This is a genomic window from Amycolatopsis sp. lyj-108 (genome assembly GCF_046549005.1).
Lineage (GTDB): Bacteria > Actinomycetota > Actinomycetes > Mycobacteriales > Pseudonocardiaceae > Amycolatopsis.
The window spans coordinates 81,954-103,556 of sequence record NZ_JAJPWQ010000010.1; the positions used below are offsets into that span (position 1 = coordinate 81,954).

A 21,603-nucleotide genomic window follows, 5' to 3' on the forward strand; every position below is an offset into this window, starting at 1 on the left:
GCGACTAGTGGGCGACGGCCTTTTCGGCGCCGACGCCGGTGAGGGAGCGGACCTCCATCTCGGCGTACTTCTTCTGGTTGTGTTCCTTGGACAGCACGGTGCCGAGCCAGCCGAGGAAGAACGCGACCGGAATGGACACGATGCCGGGGTTGTCGAGCGGGAACCAGTGGAAGTCGACGCCCTGGATCATCGAAGCGCTCTTGCCGGTCTTGGCGTCGACAGGCTTACCCGAAACGGCCGGCGAGAAGACGATCAGCACGATGCAGACCGCGAGACCGCCGTAGATGCTCCACAGCGCGCCCTGGGTGTTGAACCGCTTCCAGAACAGCGAGTACAGGATCGTCGGCAGGTTCGCCGACGCCGCCACCGCGAACGCGAGCGCCACCAGGAACGCGATGTTCTGCCCGTTGGCGAGGATGCCGCCGAGGATCGCGACCGCGCCGATCACCAGCGCGGTGATCCGGGCGACCTTCACCTCCGAGGCCGGGGCCGCCTTGCCCTTCTTGATCACGTTGGCGTAGACGTCGTGGGCGAACGACGCCGACGCGGTGATCGTCAGACCCGCGACCACGGCGAGGATCGTCGCGAAGGCGATCGCCGCGATCAGGCCGAGCAGGACCGGTCCGCCGAGTTCCAGCGCCAGCAGCGGAGCCGCCGAGTTCACGCCACCGGGTGCGGCCTTGATCTTGTCCGCGCCGACCAGCGCGCCGGCACCGTAGCCGAGCACCAGGGTGAACAGGTAGAAGAGGCCGATCAGGCCGATCGCCCACACCACGGAACGACGGGCTTCCTTGGCCGTCGGCACCGTGTAGAAGCGCATCAGGACGTGCGGCAGGCCCGCGGTGCCGAGCACCAGCGCGATACCCAGCGACAGGAAGTCCAGTTTGGTGGTGCCGGTCTTGCCGTACTGGTTGCCCGGCCCGAGCAGTGCTTCACCGGCGCTGCCCGCCCTGTCCACGGCACCTTGCAGCAGCGAGGAGAGGTTGAAGCCGTACATGGCCAGCACCCACAGCGTCATCACGAGCGCGCCGACGATGAGCAGCGCCGCCTTGATGATCTGGACCCAGGTGGTGCCCTTCATCCCGCCGATGAGCACGTAGGCGATCATGATGATGCCGACGATCACGATGATCGCGGCCTGCCCGGCCTTGCTCTCGATCCCGAGCAGCAACGCGACGAGACCACCGGCACCGGCCATCTGCGCCAGCAGGTAGAAGAACGAGACGGCCAGGGTGGACGTCGCCGCCGCGGCCCGCACCGGCCGCTGCTTCATCCGGAACGCCAGGACGTCGCCCATGGTGAACTTGCCGGTGTTGCGCAGCAGTTCCGCGACCAGCAGCAACGCCACCAGCCACGCCACCAGGAATCCGATGGAGTAAAGGAATCCGTCGTAGCCGTAGACGGCGATGGCGCCCGCGATCCCGAGGAACGACGCGGCGGACAGGTAGTCGCCCGCGATGGCGACGCCGTTCTGCGGACCGGTGAACGCGCGGCCCGCGGCGTAGTAGTCCGACGCAGTCTTCGAGTTGCGGCTGGCCCGGAACACGACGAACAGCGTGACGACCACGAAGAGGCCGAAGATGGTGATGTTGAGTACGGGGCTGCTGCCCTCGACTCCGGCGGCGAGGGTCATTTGGTCTCACTCTCGAGGTCCGTGCGGATCTTCTCCGCGATGGGGTCGAGTTTCTTGTTCGCGTAGCGGACGTAGAGCCCGGTGATCACGAAGGTCGAAACGAACTGCAGCAGACCGAAGACCAGGCCGACGTTGATGTTGCCGACCAGCTTCGTGCTCATGAAGCCGTGCGCGTAGTCGGCGAGCAGCACGTAGAGCAGGTACCAGACGAGGAACAGCACCGAGACCGGGAAGACGAACCGGCGCAGCCGCGCACGCAACTCCTTGAACTCGGGGCTGTCGTGGGCTTTCTCCCAGTCCGTTTCAGGCGGACTGGGAGCGTTCGTTTCGGTACTCATCGTGCTCTCCTTGCGCCGCGAATGTGTTCCGCGACACGTTAAGGAGAGGTCAAGGCGACCGGAACCTTCAGCGGTTCAAACGTCTGCCGAGACGACGAACGGTCGACGAACGGTGGTCCGACCACGACGAAGGGGTCTCGGCTGTGCGATCGTCCAGATGCAGCCGCAACATGGCGGCCGTCGACCACGCGGGTGGCCTGCCCCGCAAGGAAACCACGATCATTACTCCGAATGCCAGCGGAACCGACCACGGCGCCGGCTGCGACACCAGGATCGCGGGCAGCCCGCTCAGGCTCGGGACGAACAGCGCCACCAGGATCGAGCCCGAAGACGCGACGAGCCCGGCGAGCACGCCGCTGATCGCGCCCGCGGCGGTGAGCCGGTTCCACCAGATGCCGAGTACCAGCAACGGGCAGAACGTCGACGCGGCCACGGTGAAACCCCAGGTGACGAGGACACCCGCGTCCAGTCTTGCGGACGGCAGCGCGAGCAGGACCATCACCGCGGCCGCCCCGAGCACCGACCAGCGCAGTCTCCGCAGGCCGCCGGGCGCCAGGTCGTACGCGACCGCGCCGGAGATCACCAGCAGCAGCCCGAGCGACGTCGCCAGGAACGCGGCGAACGCGCCCGCCGTCAGCAGTCCGGTGAACAGCGACCCCGCCCAGCCGTCGTCGACCTGCGCCGGCAGCGCGACGACGACGGTGTCCGTCGCGCCGGAGACGTACAGTTCTGGCACCAGCACCCGGCCGAGGACGCCGTAAACCCCTGGGAACAGGTAGAAGACGCCTAGCAGGGCGACGGTGATCGCCGCGGTCCGCCGCGCGGCGCGGCCGTCCGGGCTGGTGTGGAAGCGCATCAGGACATGCGGCAGGCCCATGGTGCCGAGCATGGTGGCGATCAGGATCGCCCACGTGCCGAGCAGCGGATAGCCATGGTCGCCGAGGTCGAGCAGCGGCCGTTGCCAGTCCGGGCCGCCCAGCGGGGCGCCGCCCCGGACGGCGGGAACCGGTGTGCCCTCGGCGAATTCCAGGGTCTGCCCGCTCCTGGCCACCAGTTCTCCCGGCGGCACGACGTGCTTTTCCGGGGTGAGCAGGGTGGTCGGCTCGCGCAGGGTCAGTGTCACGTCGATCTCGAAGGACAGCCGGGTGTCGCGGGCGAAGTGGGTGAACTCCACCGGGTGCACCGAAGCCGACCGTTCCTCCGGGGAGACCTGGGAGACGAGCCAGATCGCGGGGACGAGGAACAGCAGCAGTTTCAGCACGAACTGGAAGGCCTGGACGTAGGTCGCCGCGCGCATCCCGCCGAGCGCCAGTGTCGCGCTGACGGCGGCGCCCGCGATGACGACACCGACCCAGTACGGCGTGCCGCCGACAGCGGTCAGCACCAGCCCCGCGGTCCGGAATTGCGGGACCAGGTAAAGGGTTCCGATCACGAGGACGACGACCGCGGCGAGGCGGCGCAGGGCGGGGGAGGCCAGCCGGGCTTCGGCGAAGTCCGGGACGGTGAGCGCGCCGGAGCGCCGCATCGGCGCCGCGACGAGCACCAGCATCGCGATGTACCCGGCGGTGAACCCGACCGGGTACCAGAGCGCGCCGATGCCGTCCTTCACCACCAGCCCCGCCACCCCGAGGAACGACGCCGCGGACAGGTATTCGCCGGAGACCGCGGCCGAGTTGACCAGCGGCGAGATCCGGCGCGAGGCGACGAGGAAGTCCGACGTCGTACGCATGGCCGCGACACCGCGCAACCCGATCAGCAGGGTGATCAGCACGACCGGAGCCACCGAGAGCGCAGCGACCACTAGTCGTCCTCGATCTTTTCCGCGCGGCGCAACTGCCACCACGAAAGCAGCGCCATCGCCGGATACGGGAGGATCGCGATCATCAGCCAGGACAGTGGGATATCCAGCAGTCGCACCGAATCCAGCCCCGGGAACACCCCGAACACCAGCGGGAGCCCGAACACCAGCCCGAACATCCCGGCCAGCGCGGGGAGCCCGCGACGGCGCTGGGCGCGGTAGAGCGCGTCCGCGCGTTCGGCGTCGCCCGCGGCCAGCCGGGGGACCCGCCAGCGTCCGCGCGAACGGCGCCGCGAATGCGCGAGCCGGGTCTGCGGGCTGGTGACGGCGACCCGTTTGACGCGGCTCACCGGCGGCTTCCCCTGCCCAGTTCGCCGCGTTGCGCGGCGGCGAGCAGCCGGTCGCGCAGGTCGCGCGCGTGGCGGCGGCTCACCGGCACGTCACCCGCTTCGGTATGCGCCAGCAAACCGCCGGTGGTGTCGCTGCGCAGTTCGAGCACCGCGTCCACGGCGAGCAGGAAACCCCGGTGCACGCGGGTGAAACCCGTGCCCTCCCAATACTCTTCGAGGCGGGAGATGGGCATGCGCGTGACGTGGACGCCGGATTTCGTGTGCAGCCGGACGTAGTCGCCGTGCGCCTCGACGAACTGGACTTCGTCACGGCGGACGTAGCGGGTGCGCCCGCCGGATTCCACCGGTAGCGCGGACATCGCGTCCGGCGCCGGTTTCGGCTCGTCGGCCTGGTTGCCCGCCATCCGGACCACTTTGGACAGTGCGGCGGACAGCCGTTCCGCGCGGACCGGTTTGAGCAGGTAGTCGACGGCGCCGATGCCGTACGCGGCCACGGCGTGACCGTCGTGCGCGGTGACGAACACGATCACCGGCGGCCGGTTGAGCCGCGCCAGCAGCGAGGCGAGTTCCAACCCGTCGAGCCCCGGCATGGAGATGTCGAGGAAGACGGCGTCGAAATGGTCACCCTGCAACAGCTTGAGCGCGTTCAGCGCGTCACCGGCCGCGACCACCTCGGCGACTTCCGGCGCCTCGCGCAGCAGGCTGCACAACTCGTCGAGGGCGGGCGGGACGTCGTCGACCGCCAGCACCCGCAGCCCGTTCGTCACGGCAGCACCCCCGGCTGGAATCGGGGCACCCGCACCACGACCCTGGTGCCCGCGCCGGTCTCGGTCTCGACCGTCAGTCCGTACCACGGCCCGTAGACGCTGCGCAGCCTTCTGTCCACATTGGCCAGTCCGACGCCGCCGTCTTCGCCGCGGCCCGCCAGGATCGCCGCCGCGCGTGCGGGGTCCATGCCGACACCGTCGTCCTCGACGCTGATCACGCAGTCGTTCCCTTCCGCCATTCCCTGAACCTGGATGAACCCCGCCTCGGCGCGTGGCTCGATCCCGTGCCGGATCGCGTTCTCCACCAACGGTTCCAGCACGAGGTACGGCACCGCGACGGCCAGCACCTCCGGCGCCACCCGCACCTGCACCCGAAGCCGCTCGCCGAGCACCGCGCGCTGCAGCGCCAGGTACGTCTCGATGGCGCCGAACTCGTCGGCGAGCATCGTGTACTCGCCGTGCCGGGCGACGCTGTAGCGGGTGTACTCGGCGAAGTCGAGCATCAGATCGCGGGCGCGGTCCGGGTCGGAGCGGACCAGCGAGGAGATCACGGTGAGCGCGTTGTAGACGAAATGCGGCGAGATCTCGGCCCGCAGCGCGCGCAGTTCCGCCTCCGCGGCCTGCTCGGCGGACGCCTCCAACCTGCCGCGTTCGAGCGCGTGGACGACGAGCTCGGCGGCCTGGCGGGCGACGGCGGTCTTTCCCTCGATGACCAGGAGGACGCCGGCGAGCTCGTCGTGGACGTGGAGCGGCAGTGCCACCAGCCCGGGCTCGGACACCGGCGTCTCGGAGTGGAGGACCTCGTCGAGCGCCGAGACCACGACGTCGTCCGCCGCCGGGCGGCCGGACCAGATCAGCGAGCCGGAAAGGTCGGTCAGCCCGAGGCCGGGGACGCCGAACAAGCGGCGAAGGCCGTGCGTGGCGTGGCGCGCGCGGGGCCCGGCGAGGCCGTCCATGAGATCGTCGGAGACGCGCTGGGCGGCGGCGAGCACCGGCACCGGATCCGCGCTCGCGGCAGGACGCCAGGGCAGACGGGTGGTCATCCGGCCTCCTCCGCGACGTCGGGGCCTAGATCCTAACGTCGGTGCGGGGTTTCGGCGGTTACGCTCCGGGCATGGTCACTGGGGATGCCGTGGTGCTCCGGCTGGACGTCGTGATGCGCCGGCTCGCGTGGGCGGGGTTCGTGGTGTTCGGCGTGGGCGGCGTGGTGGCCGTCGTCGTGTCGCTGTTCTCCCGCTCGGTGTCCGGAGTGGTGTTCAGCCTGCTCAGCGTGGGTTTCGCGGGGCTGATCCTGCTCGCTCTGCGGCGCTCGGCCACCTTCTTGACCGTGTCCGCTTCGGGCTTCGAGGTGGCGGGTCAGTTCACCGTCGGGTGGACCGAGGTGCGGCGGCTGCGCGTGTGGCGGGAGAAGCGGCGGGTGGGGCGGTGGATGCACTGGTGGCACTACCGGCTGTCGTGGACCGGTGCCGGGCCGGAGGACCTTCTGGAGGACGGCGAGTACGTGTACGCGCTGGGTCACCTGGGTGGGGGCGTTGCGCTGTACGCGGCTCTCACGCGCTTCGCTCCGGCTGGGGTGGTGGAGTTCGCGGAGTGAGCGGGCACGGTCCGGCAGCGGGACTGGATCGGCGCCGGCACCGGCACCGGCACCGCGCTCGAACACGGCCCCGCGAGGGATGCTGGTCGAGCTGCGGGACTGATCCGCTCCCGGATGCTAGGAAAGGACCTTTCCTTGCAAATTTTGCAAGGAAAGGTCCTTTCCTAGCGGTACCGAAGCGCGTCAGCAGCTCTGCTTGTAGAAGTACTGGGCGTTCGCGTCCATGTTCGCCTTGGTGATGGAGTGCAGCGAAGCGGTCAGGTTGCGCGTCACCGGCTTGCCCTCCAGCGCGGCGATGGCCTGCTGCACGCCCTGCTGCCCGATGGCGGCCGGGTCCTGCGCGATGAGGCCCTGGTACTCACCCTTCTTCAGGCCCTCGATCTCCGACGGCGAAGCGTCGAAGCCGATCAGGTTGACCGCGCCGATCTTGCCCGCGTTCCGCAGGCCGGTCGCGGCGCCCTCACCGGTGTTGAGGTTGGTCGCGAAGATGCCGATCAGGTCCGGGGTGGACGCCAGCGCGGCGGTCACCTTGGACGCGGCCTGGTCGGGCTCGTTCTGGGTGAACTGCACGCCCGCCGACTTCAGGTTCGGGTAGTTCTTCAGCTCGTCCTCGAAGCCCTTCGCGCGGGTGTTCGTGGTCGAGGTGCCCGCGATGGTGTCGAGCACCAGCACCGAACCGGTCTTGCCCGCGGCCAGTTCCGCCATCGTCTTGGCGGCGAGCTTGCCGCCCTCGGCGTTGTCCGAGGAGATCGACGACTCCGCCACGCTGGTGTCCTTCAGCGCGGTGTCGACCTCGATGATCTTCGCCCCGCGCGTTTTGACCTGCTGGATCGGCGCGAGCATCGCCTGCGCGTCGGTCGGCGCGATGAGCAGCGCGGCGGGCGGGTTGGAGCCCAGCGCGTTGACCAGCTGGGTCTGCATGGCCGCGTCGAACTTCTGCGGGGCCTGCGTGGTGAGCTCGTAGCCCGCCTTCTTGGCCTCGGCTTCGGCACCGCACTGCATCGAGATGTAGAACGGCTCGGCCTGCACGCCCGGGATGAGCGACAGCTTCTTGTTGTTGGTCTTGGCGCCGGAGTCACCGGATGGCGACTCGCCGACCGTGCCACCGCCGCAAGCGGTCAGCAGGAGGGCGGCGGAGACGGCGGCACCGGCGACGAGCAGGGTCTTCTTCATGGGGGATAGCACCTCTTTGTGCGTAGGAATCAACGAGAGTTGCGGCGACGACGGCGCCGCTGGTCGAACCAGACCGCGGCGATCAGCACCGCGCCGACCGCGATCATCTGCCAGAAGTCCTGGACCTGCGTGATGTTGAAGCCCTTCTTCAGCACGGCCGGGATGAACACGCCGATCACCGTGCCCAGCACCGAACCGACACCGCCGAAGAGGCTCGTGCCGCCCATCACCGTGGCGGCGATGGCGTTGAGATTGTCGGTGGTGTGCGCCGAAATGGTCGTCGACGCGTAGTACGCCAGCGACAGGAAACCGGCGACACCGGCGAGGAAACCGGTGAGCGTGTACACCTTCAGCAGATGCGCGGTCACCCCGATGCCCGCCCGGCGCGCGCCCTCGGCGTTGGAGCCGACGGCGTAGGTGTAGCGGCCGAATTTGGTGGTGTGCAACAGCCAGGCGCCGATCAGCGTGATCACCACGGCCACCAGCACCAGATTCGGCACCCCGCCGAACGACGTCCCGTAGCCGAGCGTCTTGTTGAGCTCGGTCGGCACACTGCGCACGTCGGACCCGTTGTTCAGCAGGTACGCGGCGCCGAGCGCGGCACCCATCGTGCCGAGCGTGACGATCAGCGGCGGGATGTTCGCCACCGCGATCAGGAAACCGTTGATGAGGCCCCAGATCGTGCCCGCGACGACGGCAGAGAGCAAACCGGCAAGAATAATGCTCCATCCGGCCTTCGTCGCGTCGCCGTCCGGGCTCAGCGCCTCCATCGTCTTGCCCGCCACCATGCCCGCGAAGATCAGCACCGAACCGACCGAGAGATCGATACCGGAGGTGATGATCACGAACGTCATGCCGACCGAGAGCACCAGCAGCACCGAGGTCTCGATGAGCAGGGTCTGGAAGGTGAACACCGTCGCGAACTCGGCGGGCGCGATGGCGGTGAACACGATGATCAGCGCCAGCAGCACCAGCGCGATCCAGAACGTGTTCGCGCCGATCATCCGCTGTCCCAGCGAACGCTTGCCGAAGCCACCGTCCACAGAGGTCTGGATCTCGGGATCGTTCTTCGCCGGAGTGGACACGGTCATGCCGCCTCCTCTTGTACGAGGGCGCCCGTCATCGCGGCGACCAGGTCTTCCAGTTTCGTGTCGGAGCCGGTGAACCGGGCGACGCGCTTGCCGAGCCGCAGCACTTCGACGCGGTCGGCCACCGACAGCACCTCGGGCATGTTGTGGCTGATCAGCACGACGGCGATGCCCTTGTCCCGTACCTTCTTGATCACGTCGAGCACGCGTTCGCGCTGCACGACGCCGAGCGCGGCCGTCGGCTCGTCCATGAACACGACCTTCGAGGCCCACACGACCGACCGGGCGACGGCGACGCTTTGCCGCTGCCCGCCCGAAAGCGAGCCGATCGGGACGTCGGTGCTCTGCAGGGTCACGCCGAGCCGCTGGAATTCCTCCACGGCCTGCCGCTTCATCTCGGCCTTGTCCAGCATCCCGAGTTTGCCGAGGATCCCCTTGCGGTGGATCTCCCTGCCGAGGAACAGGTTCGCGGCGGGGTCGAGTTCCGGTGCGACCGCGAGGTCCTGGTACACCGTCTCGATCCCCATCCGCCGCGCCGTGGTGGGGGATTCGAGCACCACTTCGGATCCGTCGAGCAGGATCTTGCCCGACGTCGGCTGTTCCGCGCCGGACAGGCATTTGACCAAAGTGGACTTCCCGGCGCCGTTGTCGCCGATCAGCGCGGTGACCTCACCGGCCCGCGCCTGGAACGACGCGCCGCGCAGCGCCTCCACCGAGCCGTAGCGTTTGACCAGGTTCTGTGCGTCGAGCAGGAGTTCGCTCACGATCGCTCCCTCTTTTCGGGTGCGGGCGGCCGGCAGCGGATGACGGTGACGTCGCCATCCAAAGTGGACTGGCCGGCGTCATGCGGGACCACGTACGTCTCGCCCTTGCGCAGCGCGTACTCGCCGCCGTGTTCGGTCCGGAGTGTCCCCGAACCGTCCATGACGACCAGCACCGCGAACGACGGATCGAGTGACAACGTTGTCGACCTACCGGAAAGGCCAGGGCGCAGCTGGTCGGCACGGAAGAACGCGTCACTGCCGTCGGCGAGCAGGTCCACAGTGGACGCGTTCTCGCCCGCGGTGCGCTTGACGATCGAGCCGAGCCGTTCTTCGTCCCAGCCCGAGGTGTCCAGGGTTTCGATGGCGGTCTCGAACCCGATCCCGAGGTGCGCCTTCTCCGGGTTCGCCAGGAAGTCCCGCCATTCCAGGGTCAGCGAGAAGTCGGTCGGCTGCTGGAGTTCGACGACGAACACGCCCTCGCCGATCGCGTGCGGCAGGCCCGCCGGGATGTAGACCGTGTCGCCGGGGGTGACCGCGACACTGTTCAGCGCGTCGAGCATGGCAGGCGCGTCCTGGGTGCGGGCCCATTCGTTCACCGTCGCTTTGTCGACGGTCTCCTTGAAGCCCGGGTAGACGCGCGGGTCTTCGCCGTAGGTGCCGACCACGATCCACGCTTCGGTCTTGCCGAAGTGCGAGTCGAAGTGCCGCTTCGCGAACGAGTCCGACGGGTGGAAGTGCACCGGCAGGCGCTGGCCCGCGTCGAGCAGCTTCACCAGCAGGCCGGTCGAATCGCCGAGCGCCTCGACGTGTTTCGCGCCGAGCCAGGCGGACGGGTTCTCGCGGACGGCGTCGCGCAGCCAGACCCCGCTGGGCAGCTTGGTCAGGCCGGTGGTCTCCTGGCCGAACATCGTGGTGGCCGAGCCGACCCAGTCTTCGGGGCCGAACTTGCTCTCCGAGGGGGCGTCTCGCAACGCGGCGATGGCGTCACCGCCGCGGTAGAACTGCGGCGGCTGGTTCGCCGGCAGGCGGATCGGTTCGAGGTGGCCGCTCATGAAGGGGCGACCTCCCCGGAACCGCGGGCTACGAGATGCACGGGCAGAACTACCTTTCTCGGTGCGGATTGATCTCCCTGTACCCGGGCGAACAGCAGTTCCGCGGCCGCCCGGCCCAGCGCGCTCACGTCGTGAGCGATCACGGAGACCGGCGGATCCAGCAGATCCGCCAGTTCGAAGTCGTCGAAGCTGATCATCGCGGGACGCCGCTCGGTGTGCGCCAGCGCGCGCAGCAGGTGCACGGCGACCCGGTTGTTGCCCGCGATCACGGCGGTGGCCGGATTCGGCCCGGTGAGCAGTCGTCCCACGGCGTCGCCGACACTCTCGGCGGTCGGCGTCCGCATCGCGACGAGGCTCTCGTCGTAGGGGATCCCGTTACGGACACAGCCCTCCCGGAACCCACGCAGCCGTTCGCCCGCGGTGAAGATGTCCGGGCTGTCGGCGAGGAACGCGATCCGGCGGTGGCCGTGTTTCGCCAGGTGGGCGACCGCTTCGACGGTGCCGCCGATGTTGTCGACGAGCACCGTGTCGGCCACGATGTCGCCGGCGGGCCGGTCGAGGAACACCACCGGCGTGCCGGCGCGCATCTCGGGGACCAGGTAGCCGTGCTGCATCCCGGCAGGGACCACGAGGATGCCGTCGACCCGGCGGGAGCAGAACTCGAGGACCAGTTCGCGTTCGCGGTCGGAGTTCTCCTCCGACGAACCGGTCAGCACCTGGCGGCCGAACGAGGTCGCGATGCGTTCGACGGCCCGGTTGAGCTCCGAGTAGAACGGGTTTCCGACGTCCTCGACGATCAGGCCGATCGTCCCGGTCGTCGAGCCGCGCCGCAGGTTCCGCGCGCCGAGATTGCGCCGGAACCCGAGCTGCTCGATCGCCGCCATGACGCGCTCCGCGGTGTCCGGATGGACGGCGGGCTCGTCGTTCACTACCCGCGAGACGGTCTTGATGCTCACGCCCGCGAGGCGGGCCACGTCACTCATCGTGGCCCGTCGGCCGGTGGTGCGGTGGCCGCTGTCCGGTCCGCTGGAAGACAACGTTGTCATAGTGGCCGGAATTGAACGCCAGCGACGCGATGATGTCAATGCCCGATTCGCGTCAGCCCGGTTTTCCGAAGTCGAACCGTTACGAGTCGGACTCCGGCCGGGCCCCTGTCCGGAATCGGACAGGGTTTGGCGGACCTCTTGACCAACCGGTCCGTTCTTGTCGAAGGTGAGCAGGCAGCGACAACGTTGTCAGGAGGCGGCCTTTCCCATGCCTGCACGCACTTCGACCCGCGTCGCCGGGTTGCTCACCGCGCTTGTCGTCCCCGCCGGGCTGCTCACGCCCGTCGCGGCGGCGGCGCCCGGCGGCGACCCCGTGGACGCGGTCAACACCTTCATCGGCACCAAGGACGACGGCAACACTTTCCCCGGCGCCTCGGCCCCGTTCGGGATGACGCAGGTCAGCCCGATCTCGTCGCATTACGCCGGCTATCGCTACGACGACACCGCGATCCGCGGCTTCGGGCATTTCTTCCTGTCCGGCGCGGGCTGCTGGGAGCAGGGCGGCCTCGTGTCGTCCCTGCCGACCACTGGCGCGGTCGGGCCCGGCGCGGCGTTCGACACCACCAAACCCGAGACCTTCGACCACAAGAAGTATGCCTCGCCGTACACGCACGAGGGCGAGGTCGGGAAACCCGGCTACTACAAGGTGCGGCTCACCGGCTACGGCGGCGTCGACGCGGAGACCACCGCGACCACGCGGACCGGTGTCGAGCGGTACACCTTCGCGAAATCGGGTGACGCAAACGTTTTCGTCAATGTCGGGCAGGCCAACGACAAGGAACCGGTGACGGCGAGCCAGATCCGCGTCGTCGGCGACCGGACGGTCGAAGGCATGGTGGAGTCGCAGGCGTTCTGTGGCGGCAAACCGTACAAGACCTGGTTCACCACGACGTTCGACAAGCCGTTCAAATCCTTCGGTACCTGGTCCCCGACGGGCGGCACGCCGGGCTCGAAGGAGTCCGCGGGCGGTGAGGGCCTTCGTGGCGCTTGGCTGACCTTCGGCGGCGGACAGGTCACCGCGACGACGGCGATCTCCCATGTGGACGCTTCCGGCGCCCGGCTGAACCTGGCGGCCGAGAAGGGCCGCTCGTTCGACGCGGTCCGCGACGGCGCACAGCGCGCCTGGCGCAAGGAACTGTCCTCAGTGGACATCAAGGGCGCGTCGAAGGACGACCGGACGGTGTTCTACACCTCGCTCTACCACGCGCTGCTGCAGCCGCTGACCGGCAACGACGCGGACGGCCGCTACCGAGGTTTCGACGACAAGATCCACCGGGCGCTGGGCTGGACCTACTACGAGTTCTTCTCGTTGTGGGACACCTATCGCACGCAGAACCAGCTGCTCGCCCTCTTGCGACCGGCTCGGGCGAAGGACGTCGCGAAGTCCGTGCTCGCCATCCACGACCAGGGCGGCTGGCTGCCGCGCTGGGCGTACGCGAACCAGGAGACGAACACGATGACCGGCGATCCGGTCACCCCGTTCCTGGTCGACCTGTGGCGGTTCGGCGCGCTGTCCGGACAGGAACTCGAGGCGTACCAGGCGCTTCTGCAGAACTCGCGGGAGATCCCGCCCGCGTCCTCGCCGTTCCAGGGCCGCTCGGGGAACGCGAGTTACCAGAAGGACGGGTTCGTCCAGTACGACAAGGACTTCCCGAAGAAGGGGCAGGACACCGACCCGAACCACGGCGCTTCGGCCACGCTGGAATACGCGCTCGCGGACTGCTCGCTGTCCATCATGGCCGCCGGTCTCGGGAAGAAGGACGACGCGAAGGCCTTGGCGGACAAGGGACGCAGCTATCGGACGCTGTGGGATTCCTCGGTGACCGACCGCGGCTTCACCGGCTTCTACCGGCCCAAGCTCGAAGGGGGCGAATGGTTCAGCCCGGCGGGCAAGCCGTTCGATCCGCAGAGCCAGGACGGGTTCCACGAGGGCACGTCGTGGCAGTACCAGTGGCTGACCCAGCAGGACGTTCCGGGGCTGGTCGAACGTATGGGTGGCAAGGAGAACGTCGGCAAGCGGCTCGACGACTTCTTCGCCTACGGGGATCTGGTCAAGGACCCGGCGAAGACCGTGCGCGAGGAATGGGTCGTCGGTCCGTACAACTACTACAACCAGTTCCGCTACAACCCGAACAACGAGCCCGACCTCCACTCGCCGTGGATGTACACGCTGACCGGGCAGCCGTGGAAGACCTCGGCCGTGGTGCGCGCCGCGCACACGCTGTTCACCAACGCGCCGAACGGTGTCACCGGCAACGACGACCTCGGGACCATGTCCGCGTGGTACGTCTTCAGCGCGCTGGGCCTGTACCCGGCGGTGCCGGGCACCGGGCAGTTCGTGCTCAACGCGCCGCGGTTCGCGAAGTCGGTGGTGCATCTGGAGAACGGCCGTGACATCACGATCAAGGCCGACGGCGCCGACGCGTCGAAGCTCCAGTACGTCCAAGGACTGGGATCTGGCTCGCAGCGGGCCTACGTCGGCTGGGAACAGTTGACGCGGGGGACCACTTTGGACTTCAAGCTCACGGACAACGCCGCCGAGGCGACGTGGGCGACGGGGCCCGAAGGGGCGCCGAAATCACCCTGCGCCGGGTGATCCGAGTGGTTTAGACCGGTTCGTTCCGGGGGTCGTGAGGAGCATCACGGCCCCCGGTGTTCCGGTGAGGGCCGTCACGCCTCACACTGGTATTACCACGTCCGACAGCGCTGTTGACGTTCTTGGCGAGTCCGCCTTGGACAGTGCTAGTCGGACGTAGTTATGCACACACTTAGCGGTGAGACGCATGAGGAGGAGAAAGTGTCCAGCAAGGCCGCTCTAGTATTCCGCGTGGCCGCGGTAGCCGAAGCCCTTTCCTGGGCCGGGCTGCTGGTCGGGATGTTCCTCAAGTACGCCGTCAAGCTCGGCGAGGGCGGCGTTCCCGTCCTCGGCATGGTGCACGGTGTCGTGTTCGTCCTCTACGTGCTGGTCTCCCTGTCCGTGGCGAAGCCGCTCGGCTGGCGCCCGAAGACCCTGATCCTCGCGCTGCTCTCCAGCATCCCGCCGCTGTTCACCTGGCTGTTCGAGTCCTGGGCGCTGCGCAACGGCAAGCTCGACGGCCCGCAGCGGCTCACGCACGGTGGCGTCGGCCTGTTCGACCGCACTCCGGAAACCGCCGCCGTCTGATCTTCGGCAAGTACATGAAGGCCCCCTTCATTGCGCTAGACGCAATGAAGGGGGCCTTCATGTACTTGCGGATTATTCGGTGAAGTCGCCGGTGGCCTTGCGGACCTTGGTGAGCAGGTCGGTCAGCTGCTCGGTCTGCTTGCCGGTGAGCCCGGTCAGCCCGAAGTCGATTTCGGTGACCGCCTTCGTGGCCTCTTCGCGCCGTGCGCGGCCTTCGTCGGTGATCTCGACCAGCGTGGTCCGGCGGTCGGTCGGATGCGGCACACGCTTGACCAGGCCGTCCTTCTCGAGCCTGTCGACGATGTTGGTGACACTCGTCGGATGCAGCTGGAGCCGCTCGCCCATCACCCGCATCGGCAGGTGGGAGGCGCGGGCGAAGGTCAGCAGGACCAGCGCCTCGTACCGGGCGAAGGTCAGCCCGTGCGGTTTGAGCGCGCCGTCCACCGCGGACTGGATGATCTGTTGCACGCGCATGATCCCGGTCACCGCGGCCATGGTTTCGGACGGCCCGATACGGGCTTCCCACAGCTGCGCCGCGCGGGCGATCGGGTCGAACGGCAACGGACGGCTCATGGCGGTCGAAGTTACCAGCGGGTACCCGTGCCACGCCGCACGACCGGGTGTTATGCGTGGGAAAAGTGTCTGAACGAGGAGCAGAAGATGATCGTGGCCTTCAGTGTCAGCCCGTCCGCGGCCGAGGAAGACGGCGGGGTCAGCGAGGCCGTCGCCCGCGCGGTGAAAGTGGTGCGCGAGTCCGGCCTGCCCAATTCGACCAACGCGATGTTCACCAACGTCGAGGGCTCGTGGGACGAAGTGATGGACGTCGTCAAACGCGCCGTCGAGGCCGCGGGTGAGGGCTCGTCACGGGTCGGGCTGGTGCTCAAGGCCGACATCCGGCCGGGTTACGAAGGCCAGCTGACCGCGAAGGTGGAACGTGTCGAGAAGCACTTGAGCGAGTAGGTCAGGGGAGCGGCGGGGTGAAGGACACCAGCCACAGTTCGCCCTTGACCGCGATGGCCACCGCGTAACCGAACGCGCTGCCGTCGGCCAGTTTCCCGCTGACGGTCGCCGAAGTCGGCGCGAGATCGTCCGGCGCGAACTTCACCGTGACGTCATGGGCGCCGCGGCCCGCCAGCGCGTCGATATAGGACTTCGCGAAGTCGCCAGCCGACGCGGGCGGGTAGTCGATGAGTTCGGAGAGGGCCTTGACGTCGTGCTCGTTGAGTGCGGCGGTGAGGCCGTCCCGGAGTTGCCCCGGGCTGCCGACGCCGGGGTCGGGTTGATGGGCGATCAGCACCGTGATGACGCTCACCCAGACCACGGCGATGGCGATCGCGACGGCCACGGTTGCCGTCCTGCGGGTCGGAATGTCGATCACCCCCTCGTGGCGAGCCTGCCGGAACGGAACCGTCCTGCCAAGCGGGCAGCCGGGGGCATGCGGTGAAACCCTCGGGGATGCGTGCCAGGATGGAACCGTGACACACCCACGCGGATCAGCATCGAAGACGGCGGCCCTTTCCGCCGCGCTTTCCGGCGCGGTCGACCTTTCCGCGCTCAAGGCGCGTGCCGAAGCGCCGCAGAAACAGCCCCCGCCCCCTCCGCGCCCGGCGGACGGTGCCGCACCAGGCGCCCCCGCCGCGGGTGGCGCCGTGATCGACGTCACCGAAGCGACCTTCCAGTCCGAGGTCGTCGAACGATCCATGCAGCAGCTGGTCGTCGTCGACCTGTGGGCCGAATGGTGCGGGCCGTGCAAACAACTCAGCCCGGTACTGGAGCGCCTCGCCGCCGAGTCCGGTGGCGCCTGGGTGCTCGCGAAGGTGGACGTCGACGCGAACCCGCGTATCGCGCAGCTCTTCGGCGCGCAGTCGATCCCGACGGTCATCGCCATCGGCGGCGGCCAGCCGGTCGACGCGTTCTCGGGCGCGCTGCCCGAACCCGAGATCCGCAAGTGGCTCGGTTCGCTGCTCGACGCGCTGCGCGACCGCCTCCCCGGCATCAAGGCCGCCGAGGAGAACGGCGGCGGCGTCGAGGTGCCGGAGGACCCGCGGTTCACCGAGGCCGAGGAGGCCTTCGAACGCGGTGACTTCGAGGCGGCGCAGGCGGCCTACGAGCGCATCCTCGACGTCGAGCCCGCGAACGAAGAGGCCAAGACCGCCCTCGCGCAGGTCAAGTTCACCGCCCGCGCCGAGGCCGCCGGCCCGGACGCCATCGCGAAGGCCGACGCGAACCCGGCCGACCTCGACGCGCAGCTCGCCGCCGCCGACCTCGAGGTCGCGGGGCAACAGCCCGAGGCGGGCTTCGCGCGGCTGATCGCCGTCGTGCGGCGTACCGCGGGCGACGAGCGCAACAAGGTGCGGGAACACCTGGTGGCGCTGTTCGACCTGTTCGACTCGGCGGACGAGCGCGTCATGAAGGCGCGGCGGGATCTGGCGAGCGCCCTTTACTGAGGTCAAGTACATGAAGGCCCCCTTCCTTGCGCCAGGCGCAAGGAAGGGGGCCTTCATGTACTTGGGCGGCGGTTTGGCGGGTCCGCGACCCCCGAACGCTAGGAACGGTCCTTTCCTTGCGAAATTCGCAAGGAAAGGACCGTTCCTAGCACTTCAGGGGCCCGTGACCGGACCGATCAGCCGTACTGCGTCGAGCACACCGAGGAGCTCTCCAGGTAACCCTTCCGCAGCGCCTCGACCCGCTCGAAACCGTTGTCCACGCGCTTGCCGTTGACGTCGGCGGAGACCAGGCTCTCCGGGCTCAGCAGATCCGAGATGGCCTCGTCGAGGTCACCGGCGGAAAGCCGCAGTGTCGCGCCGGGCACCGAGCTGGCCTTCGCCCACGCGCCGACCAGGCAGGCGGTGCGGAGTCCCGCGTTCGCGTTGTCGATCGACGCGCCGACACCCTTCTGGATGCCCATCGCGTACCGGGAAGCGATTTCCGAGAACGCGGCGAAGTCGCCCTTGCCCTCGCTGTGCCCGCTCTCCCATTCCGCCTGCTGGTCGACCGGCTGGGCGAGTTCACGCAGCTTGGCCATGTCGATGCTGACGGTGTTGTTCGACGGGCAGTACGACGCGGGCGGGGTGCTGGGGCCGCCGGAGCAGCTGCCGTTGCCGTCCTCGGTGATCTCCGGGCCCGGGACTCCGGCGCCCTTGAAGGCGTCGTCGAGGCTCTTCTTGAGGATCGCGATGATCTCGGCGTTGAGCTTCGCGTCGCCCTTGCCCTTGTCACCCTTGTCGAACGGGCGCTCGGTGATCCGCGCCTTGATGTTCTCCTCATTCATCTGCGCGCATTCCTTCGGGCCCTTCTCGAACCCGACCTGGAACGCGTACGTGCGGTCGAACGCCGTGCCGTGCGCGCCCTGTTTGGTCGCGCTTGTACCCGCCTGGTCGCGGATCAGGAACAGCGACGCCATGACCTGGTTGAGGCCTTCGGAGGTGGAGACGCGGTAGAACTTGCTCTTGTCCTCGGCGACCCAGCGGAAGTAGCCGCCGGCGAAGCAGTCGGCCTGCTGCTCCTTGACGATCGACGGGGTGTTCTTCTTGATGTTGGCCTTCTCGGCGAGCCGGTACTGCACGGCGTGCCCGAGTTCGTGCGAGAGCACGACGGCGCCCGCCATCTTCCCGAACCGTTCGCGCAGCATGGGCAGCAGCACGCCGCGGTCCCACGCCACCAGGTCACCCGGCGGGCAGTAGAACGCGTTGACGAGCTTCTTGACGCTGCCGCATTCGGTCTCTTCGTCGTCGGTCTTCGCGCTGTAGGACAGCAGCGCCTTCAGCGGCTCGTACGGCTGGCCGAAGTCGCGCGGCATGACCTCGGTCCAGTATGCCTGCGCGTCGGCGATCGCGGCGATGGCGAGCTGGTCGTCTTCGGAGCCGTCCTCGTTGCGGACCTGCAGATCCGGTTTGGGCGCGCCCGGCTTCAAGCCGCTCTCGAAATGCGTGACCGGAAGGCCGGCGATGTCACCGGCGCCCGGCTGGCTGCCTTCCTTGCCGGTCGAGCTTCCCTTGTCGCTGCAGGCGCTCAGCCCGAGGGCCAGCACCGTCACGACCGCGATCAGAGCCGGGCGGCGAAAGCCCCGCGCTCCCCCTTGGAACATGTTCACTCGCTTGTCGTCAGGGCCCCGACCGGGCCGCGTACTCCGGCAAGCAGGGACCCTACCCAGCGCTTATGGCCCGCGTGCAGGTAATCCCCGAAGTGGGTCTTGAGCGGGGCGGGGTTCCTGCCGATATGGTCGCTCCTCATGAGAGCAGTCCGCCGGTTCACCGTCCGCGCGAGCCTGCCGGAGGCGCTCTCCGGCCTCGGTGACCTCGCCACGAATTTGCGCTGGACCTGGCATCCGCCCACGCGCGACCTGTTCGCGTCGATGGACGCGGAGTTGTTCAACCGCGTCCGCGATCCGCTGCGGATGCTCACCGCGCTGCCACCGGCCCGGCTCGACGAGCTCGCCGTCGACGACGCCTTCCTCGCCCACGCGCGCGAGGCGGTCGCCGATCTGGACCGGTATCTCGCCGAGCCGCGCTGGTACCAGAAGCAGGACGACGCCGACCTTCCGCCGGCCGTCGCGTACTTCTCGATGGAGTTCGGCGTCACCGAGGCACTGCCGAACTACTCCGGCGGCCTCGGCGTGCTCGCCGGGGACCATCTCAAGGCGGCTTCGGACCTCGGCGTGCCGATGATCGGCGTGGGGCTGCTCTACCGCGCCGGGTACTTCCGGCAGGCGTTGTCGCTCGACGGCTGGCAGGTCGAGCACTACCCGGTCATCGACCCGAACGCGTTCCCGTTGGAGCTGCTGACCGACGGCGGCAAGCCGGTGCTGGTCGACGTCGCGATGCCCGCCGGGCGCACGCTGCACGCGCAGATCTGGAAGGCCCGCGTCGGCCGGATCCCGCTTCTGTTGCTGGACACCGACACCGAGGCCAACGACGAGGATCTGCGCGCGGTCACCGACCGGCTGTACGGCGGCGACGCCGACCATCGCATCCGGCAGGAGATCCTGGCCGGGATCGGCGGTTTCCGCGCCGTGCGACGGTACTGCGAGCTGACCGGGCATCCGCAGCCGAAGGTGTTCCACACCAACGAAGGCCACGCCGGTTTCCTCGGGCTCGAACGGGCCCGCGAGATCATCCAGGCCGACGGGCTGGCGTTCGACGAGGCACTGCCCGCCGTCCGCGCCGGCACCGTGTTCACCACGCACACCCCGGTCAGCGCCGGGATCGACCGGTTCCCCGTCGATCTCGTCCAGCGGTACTTCACCGACGGCAGGCTGGTCCCGAACGTCGACCCGCGCCGGGTGCTCGCGCTCGGCGCGGAGGACAACCCCGGCTTGTTCAACATGGCGCATATGGGACTGCGGCTCGCGCAGCGCGCGAACGGTGTCTCGGCGCTGCACGGCCGGGTGTCGCGGCGGATGTTCTCCCGGCTGTGGCCCGGGTTCGACTTCGACGAGGTGCCCGTCTCGTCGGTCACCAACGGCGTCCACGGGCCGACCTGGGTCGCGCGTGAGCTGAGCGCGATGCTCGGGCGCAACCACGAGGAGCTGGGCCTCGACGGCGTCCCTGGCAAGCCGCTGCGGGACGGCGTCAGCGACGAGCAGCTGTGGGGGTTGCGTCGTGAGCTGCGCGAGAAGCTGGTCGCGGAGGTGCGGCGCCGGGTGCGCGCCGCGTGGATGCAGCGCGGCGCTTCCGCGCTCGAACTCGGGTGGACCGACACGGTCTTCGACCCGGACGTGCTGACCGTCGGTTTCGCGCGCCGCGTGCCGACGTACAAACGGCTGACGCTGATGCTGCGCGACCCGGAGCGCCTGCGCGCGCTGCTGCTGGACGAGCGGCGCCCGATCCAGCTCGTCGTCGCGGGCAAATCGCATCCGGCCGACGAGGGCGGCAAGCAGCTGATCCAGCAGATCGTCCGGTTCGTCGACGATCCCGAGGTCCGGCGCCGGATCGTCTTTCTGCCGGACTACGACATGTCCATGGCGCGCTACCTCTACCGCGGCTGCGACGTCTGGCTGAACACGCCGGTGCGGCAGCTGGAGGCGTGCGGCACCTCGGGGATGAAGTCCGCGCTCAACGGCGGCCTCAACCTGTCCATCCGCGACGGCTGGTGGGACGAGTGCTACGACGGCAGCAACGGCTGGGCGATCCCGACCGCGGACGGCGTCACCGATCCGCTGCGCCGCGACGAACTGGAGGCCGCGGCGCTCTACGACCTGCTCGGCCACCAGATCGCGCCGCTGTTCTACGACCGTGACGCGGGCGGTGTGCCCGGCGGCTGGCTGTCGATGGTGTGGCACACGCTGGAGACCCTCGGGCCGCGCGTGCAGGCCTCGCGGATGGTGCGGGAGTACGTCGAATCGGGTTATCTGCCCGCTTCACGGATGGTCGCGGAGGCCACGGACGACGGTTATCGCGGCGCGTTGTCGCTGGCCGACTACCGGACCAAACTCGACGTCTCGTGGCCGCGGGTGCGGATCTTCGACACCGAACTGCTCGTCGAGGACGCCGCCCCGATGGTCACCGGCACCGAGGTGACCATCCGGGCCCGGATCGACCTCGCCGGCCTCGAACCGTCCGAAGTGGACGTTCAGGCCGTCGTCGGGAAGGTGGGCGACGGGGACGAACTGAGCGACCCCGTCACGGTTCCGATGTCGGGCGACGGAATCGGCGCGTTCGCGGCGCGGCTGAAGCTGCCGCATCCGGGCTCGATCGGCTACACCGTTCGCGTGCTGCCGAAACACCGTCTGCTGGCCACGCCGGCGGAACTGGCTCGCGTCGTTCACGCTTAAGCCCTCGTCAAGCCGGTACCGAACAAAAGAAACCGCCGATTCTCGATTTCCGCCGAACAATACGG

20 protein-coding genes are annotated in these 21,603 nt (G+C 68.7%); 6 read left to right on the top strand and 14 right to left on the bottom strand.

The features are described from left to right. Window positions 1–4: 4 nt before the first annotated feature. The 6 genes from ACLJO0_RS31015 to ACLJO0_RS31040 all read right to left on the bottom strand — a co-directional run bounded on the left by ACLJO0_RS31015 (window position 5) and on the right by ACLJO0_RS31040 (window position 5,929). Complete coding sequence (locus tag ACLJO0_RS31015; protein WP_410582328.1) at window positions 5–1,633, bottom strand: cation acetate symporter; 1,629 nt, start codon at window positions 1,631–1,633, stop codon at window positions 5–7. Then, complete coding sequence (locus ACLJO0_RS31020; RefSeq protein ID WP_125792373.1) at window positions 1,630–1,971, bottom strand: DUF485 domain-containing protein; 342 nt, start codon at window positions 1,969–1,971, stop codon at window positions 1,630–1,632. The genes ACLJO0_RS31015 and ACLJO0_RS31020 overlap by 4 nt, the downstream gene beginning before the upstream one ends. 67 nt (window positions 1,972–2,038) lie before the next feature. Next, entirely contained in the window at window positions 2,039–3,772 is a 1,734-nt protein-coding gene (locus ACLJO0_RS31025) for a cation acetate symporter (RefSeq protein ID WP_410582330.1), read from the bottom strand. Further along, the gene (locus ACLJO0_RS31030; RefSeq protein ID WP_396563758.1) at window positions 3,772–4,119 is read right to left on the bottom strand and encodes a hypothetical protein; all 348 of its coding nucleotides are present in this window, start codon (window positions 4,117–4,119) and stop codon (window positions 3,772–3,774) included. The genes ACLJO0_RS31025 and ACLJO0_RS31030 overlap by 1 nt, the downstream gene beginning before the upstream one ends. Continuing rightward, a complete protein-coding gene (locus ACLJO0_RS31035; RefSeq protein ID WP_125786861.1) occupies window positions 4,116–4,886 on the bottom strand; it encodes a LytR/AlgR family response regulator transcription factor in 771 nt (256 codons plus the stop codon). The genes ACLJO0_RS31030 and ACLJO0_RS31035 overlap by 4 nt, the downstream gene beginning before the upstream one ends. Further along, window positions 4,883–5,929: a histidine kinase gene (locus ACLJO0_RS31040; protein ID WP_410582331.1), complete on the bottom strand. Its 1,047-nt coding sequence runs from the start codon at window positions 5,927–5,929 to the stop codon at window positions 4,883–4,885. The genes ACLJO0_RS31035 and ACLJO0_RS31040 overlap by 4 nt, the downstream gene beginning before the upstream one ends. Before the next feature lie 71 nt (window positions 5,930–6,000). Here ACLJO0_RS31040 and ACLJO0_RS31045 point away from each other — a divergent pair, with 71 nt between their 5' ends. Beyond that, complete coding sequence (locus ACLJO0_RS31045) at window positions 6,001–6,480, top strand: hypothetical protein (protein WP_410582333.1); 480 nt, start codon at window positions 6,001–6,003, stop codon at window positions 6,478–6,480. A 183-nt stretch (window positions 6,481–6,663) separates the two neighbouring features. Here the strand turns inward: ACLJO0_RS31045 and ACLJO0_RS31050 are convergent, their stop codons facing one another. From ACLJO0_RS31050 to ACLJO0_RS31070, 5 genes are read right to left on the bottom strand one after another with little or no spacing between them, the layout of a single operon-like run. Beyond that, complete coding sequence (locus ACLJO0_RS31050; RefSeq protein ID WP_199746387.1) at window positions 6,664–7,653, bottom strand: ABC transporter substrate-binding protein; 990 nt, start codon at window positions 7,651–7,653, stop codon at window positions 6,664–6,666. 29 nt (window positions 7,654–7,682) lie between these two features. After that, the gene (locus ACLJO0_RS31055; RefSeq protein ID WP_410582335.1) at window positions 7,683–8,744 is read right to left on the bottom strand and encodes an ABC transporter permease; all 1,062 of its coding nucleotides are present in this window, start codon (window positions 8,742–8,744) and stop codon (window positions 7,683–7,685) included. Beyond that, window positions 8,741–9,505 (bottom strand): ATP-binding cassette domain-containing protein, encoded by a 765-nt coding sequence (locus ACLJO0_RS31060; RefSeq protein WP_125786857.1) that lies wholly within the window; start codon window positions 9,503–9,505, stop codon window positions 8,741–8,743. Before ACLJO0_RS31060 ends, ACLJO0_RS31055 begins: the two co-directional genes overlap by 4 nt. Next, entirely contained in the window at window positions 9,502–10,557 is a 1,056-nt protein-coding gene (locus ACLJO0_RS31065) for a class I mannose-6-phosphate isomerase (RefSeq protein ID WP_410582337.1), read from the bottom strand. The genes ACLJO0_RS31060 and ACLJO0_RS31065 overlap by 4 nt, the downstream gene beginning before the upstream one ends. After that, window positions 10,554–11,540 carry a LacI family DNA-binding transcriptional regulator gene (locus ACLJO0_RS31070; RefSeq protein ID WP_410582339.1) on the bottom strand — a complete coding sequence of 329 codons (987 nt, stop codon included), beginning with the start codon at window positions 11,538–11,540 and terminating at the stop codon, window positions 10,554–10,556. The genes ACLJO0_RS31065 and ACLJO0_RS31070 overlap by 4 nt, the downstream gene beginning before the upstream one ends. A 271-nt stretch (window positions 11,541–11,811) precedes the next feature. On the opposite strand from ACLJO0_RS31070, the gene ACLJO0_RS31075 reads away from it, so the two are divergent. Further along, window positions 11,812–14,199 carry a GH92 family glycosyl hydrolase gene (locus ACLJO0_RS31075; RefSeq protein WP_410582340.1) on the top strand — a complete coding sequence of 796 codons (2,388 nt, stop codon included), beginning with the start codon at window positions 11,812–11,814 and terminating at the stop codon, window positions 14,197–14,199. A 201-nt stretch (window positions 14,200–14,400) separates the two neighbouring features. Then, window positions 14,401–14,766, top strand: a complete 366-nt coding sequence (locus ACLJO0_RS31080; protein ID WP_125792382.1) for a DUF3817 domain-containing protein — start codon at window positions 14,401–14,403, stop codon at window positions 14,764–14,766. Window positions 14,767–14,838: 72 nt separating this feature from the next. Here ACLJO0_RS31080 and ACLJO0_RS31085 read toward each other — a convergent pair whose 3' ends face one another. Further along, entirely contained in the window at window positions 14,839–15,339 is a 501-nt protein-coding gene (locus ACLJO0_RS31085; protein WP_037341773.1) for a MarR family winged helix-turn-helix transcriptional regulator, read from the bottom strand. Between the two features lie 87 nt (window positions 15,340–15,426). Here ACLJO0_RS31085 and ACLJO0_RS31090 point away from each other — a divergent pair, with 87 nt between their 5' ends. Further along, window positions 15,427–15,726, top strand: a complete 300-nt coding sequence (locus tag ACLJO0_RS31090; RefSeq protein WP_410582343.1) for an MTH1187 family thiamine-binding protein — start codon at window positions 15,427–15,429, stop codon at window positions 15,724–15,726. A 1-nt stretch (window position 15,727) separates the two neighbouring features. On the opposite strand, the gene ACLJO0_RS31095 is transcribed toward ACLJO0_RS31090, so the two are convergent. After that, entirely contained in the window at window positions 15,728–16,111 is a 384-nt protein-coding gene (locus tag ACLJO0_RS31095; protein WP_410582344.1) for a hypothetical protein, read from the bottom strand. A 130-nt stretch (window positions 16,112–16,241) separates the two neighbouring features. On the opposite strand from ACLJO0_RS31095, the gene ACLJO0_RS31100 reads away from it, so the two are divergent. Further along, window positions 16,242–17,213, top strand: a complete 972-nt coding sequence (locus ACLJO0_RS31100) for a tetratricopeptide repeat protein (RefSeq protein ID WP_125792385.1) — start codon at window positions 16,242–16,244, stop codon at window positions 17,211–17,213. A gap of 176 nt (window positions 17,214–17,389) precedes the next feature. Here the strand turns inward: ACLJO0_RS31100 and ACLJO0_RS31105 are convergent, their stop codons facing one another. Then, window positions 17,390–18,853 carry a neutral zinc metallopeptidase gene (locus ACLJO0_RS31105; protein WP_199748861.1) on the bottom strand — a complete coding sequence of 488 codons (1,464 nt, stop codon included), beginning with the start codon at window positions 18,851–18,853 and terminating at the stop codon, window positions 17,390–17,392. A 144-nt stretch (window positions 18,854–18,997) separates the two neighbouring features. Here ACLJO0_RS31105 and glgP point away from each other — a divergent pair, with 144 nt between their 5' ends. After that, window positions 18,998–21,538: an alpha-glucan family phosphorylase gene (gene glgP, locus ACLJO0_RS31110; protein ID WP_410582345.1), complete on the top strand. Its 2,541-nt coding sequence runs from the start codon at window positions 18,998–19,000 to the stop codon at window positions 21,536–21,538. Window positions 21,539–21,603 lie beyond the last annotated feature (65 nt).

Excerpts from the sequence above, each read along its gene's own strand:
- ACLJO0_RS31015 (WP_410582328.1), bottom strand. The coding sequence starts at position 1,633 with ATGACCCTCGCCGCCGGAGTCGAGGGCAGCAGCCCCGTACTCAACATC.
- ACLJO0_RS31020 (WP_125792373.1), bottom strand. The coding sequence starts at position 1,971 with ATGAGTACCGAAACGAACGCTCCCAGTCCGCCTGAAACGGACTGGGAG.
- ACLJO0_RS31040 (WP_410582331.1), bottom strand. The coding sequence starts at position 5,929 with ATGACCACCCGTCTGCCCTGGCGTCCTGCCGCGAGCGCGGATCCGGTG.
- ACLJO0_RS31045 (WP_410582333.1), top strand. The coding sequence starts at position 6,001 with ATGGTCACTGGGGATGCCGTGGTGCTCCGGCTGGACGTCGTGATGCGC.
- ACLJO0_RS31050 (WP_199746387.1), bottom strand. The coding sequence starts at position 7,653 with ATGAAGAAGACCCTGCTCGTCGCCGGTGCCGCCGTCTCCGCCGCCCTC.
- ACLJO0_RS31055 (WP_410582335.1), bottom strand. The coding sequence starts at position 8,744 with ATGACCGTGTCCACTCCGGCGAAGAACGATCCCGAGATCCAGACCTCT.
- ACLJO0_RS31065 (WP_410582337.1), bottom strand. The coding sequence starts at position 10,557 with ATGAGCGGCCACCTCGAACCGATCCGCCTGCCGGCGAACCAGCCGCCG.
- ACLJO0_RS31070 (WP_410582339.1), bottom strand. The coding sequence starts at position 11,540 with ATGAGTGACGTGGCCCGCCTCGCGGGCGTGAGCATCAAGACCGTCTCG.
- ACLJO0_RS31075 (WP_410582340.1), top strand. The coding sequence starts at position 11,812 with ATGCCTGCACGCACTTCGACCCGCGTCGCCGGGTTGCTCACCGCGCTT.
- ACLJO0_RS31085 (WP_037341773.1), bottom strand. The coding sequence starts at position 15,339 with ATGAGCCGTCCGTTGCCGTTCGACCCGATCGCCCGCGCGGCGCAGCTG.
- ACLJO0_RS31090 (WP_410582343.1), top strand. The coding sequence starts at position 15,427 with ATGATCGTGGCCTTCAGTGTCAGCCCGTCCGCGGCCGAGGAAGACGGC.
- ACLJO0_RS31105 (WP_199748861.1), bottom strand. The coding sequence starts at position 18,853 with ATGTTCCAAGGGGGAGCGCGGGGCTTTCGCCGCCCGGCTCTGATCGCG.
- glgP (WP_410582345.1), top strand. The coding sequence starts at position 18,998 with ATGAGAGCAGTCCGCCGGTTCACCGTCCGCGCGAGCCTGCCGGAGGCG.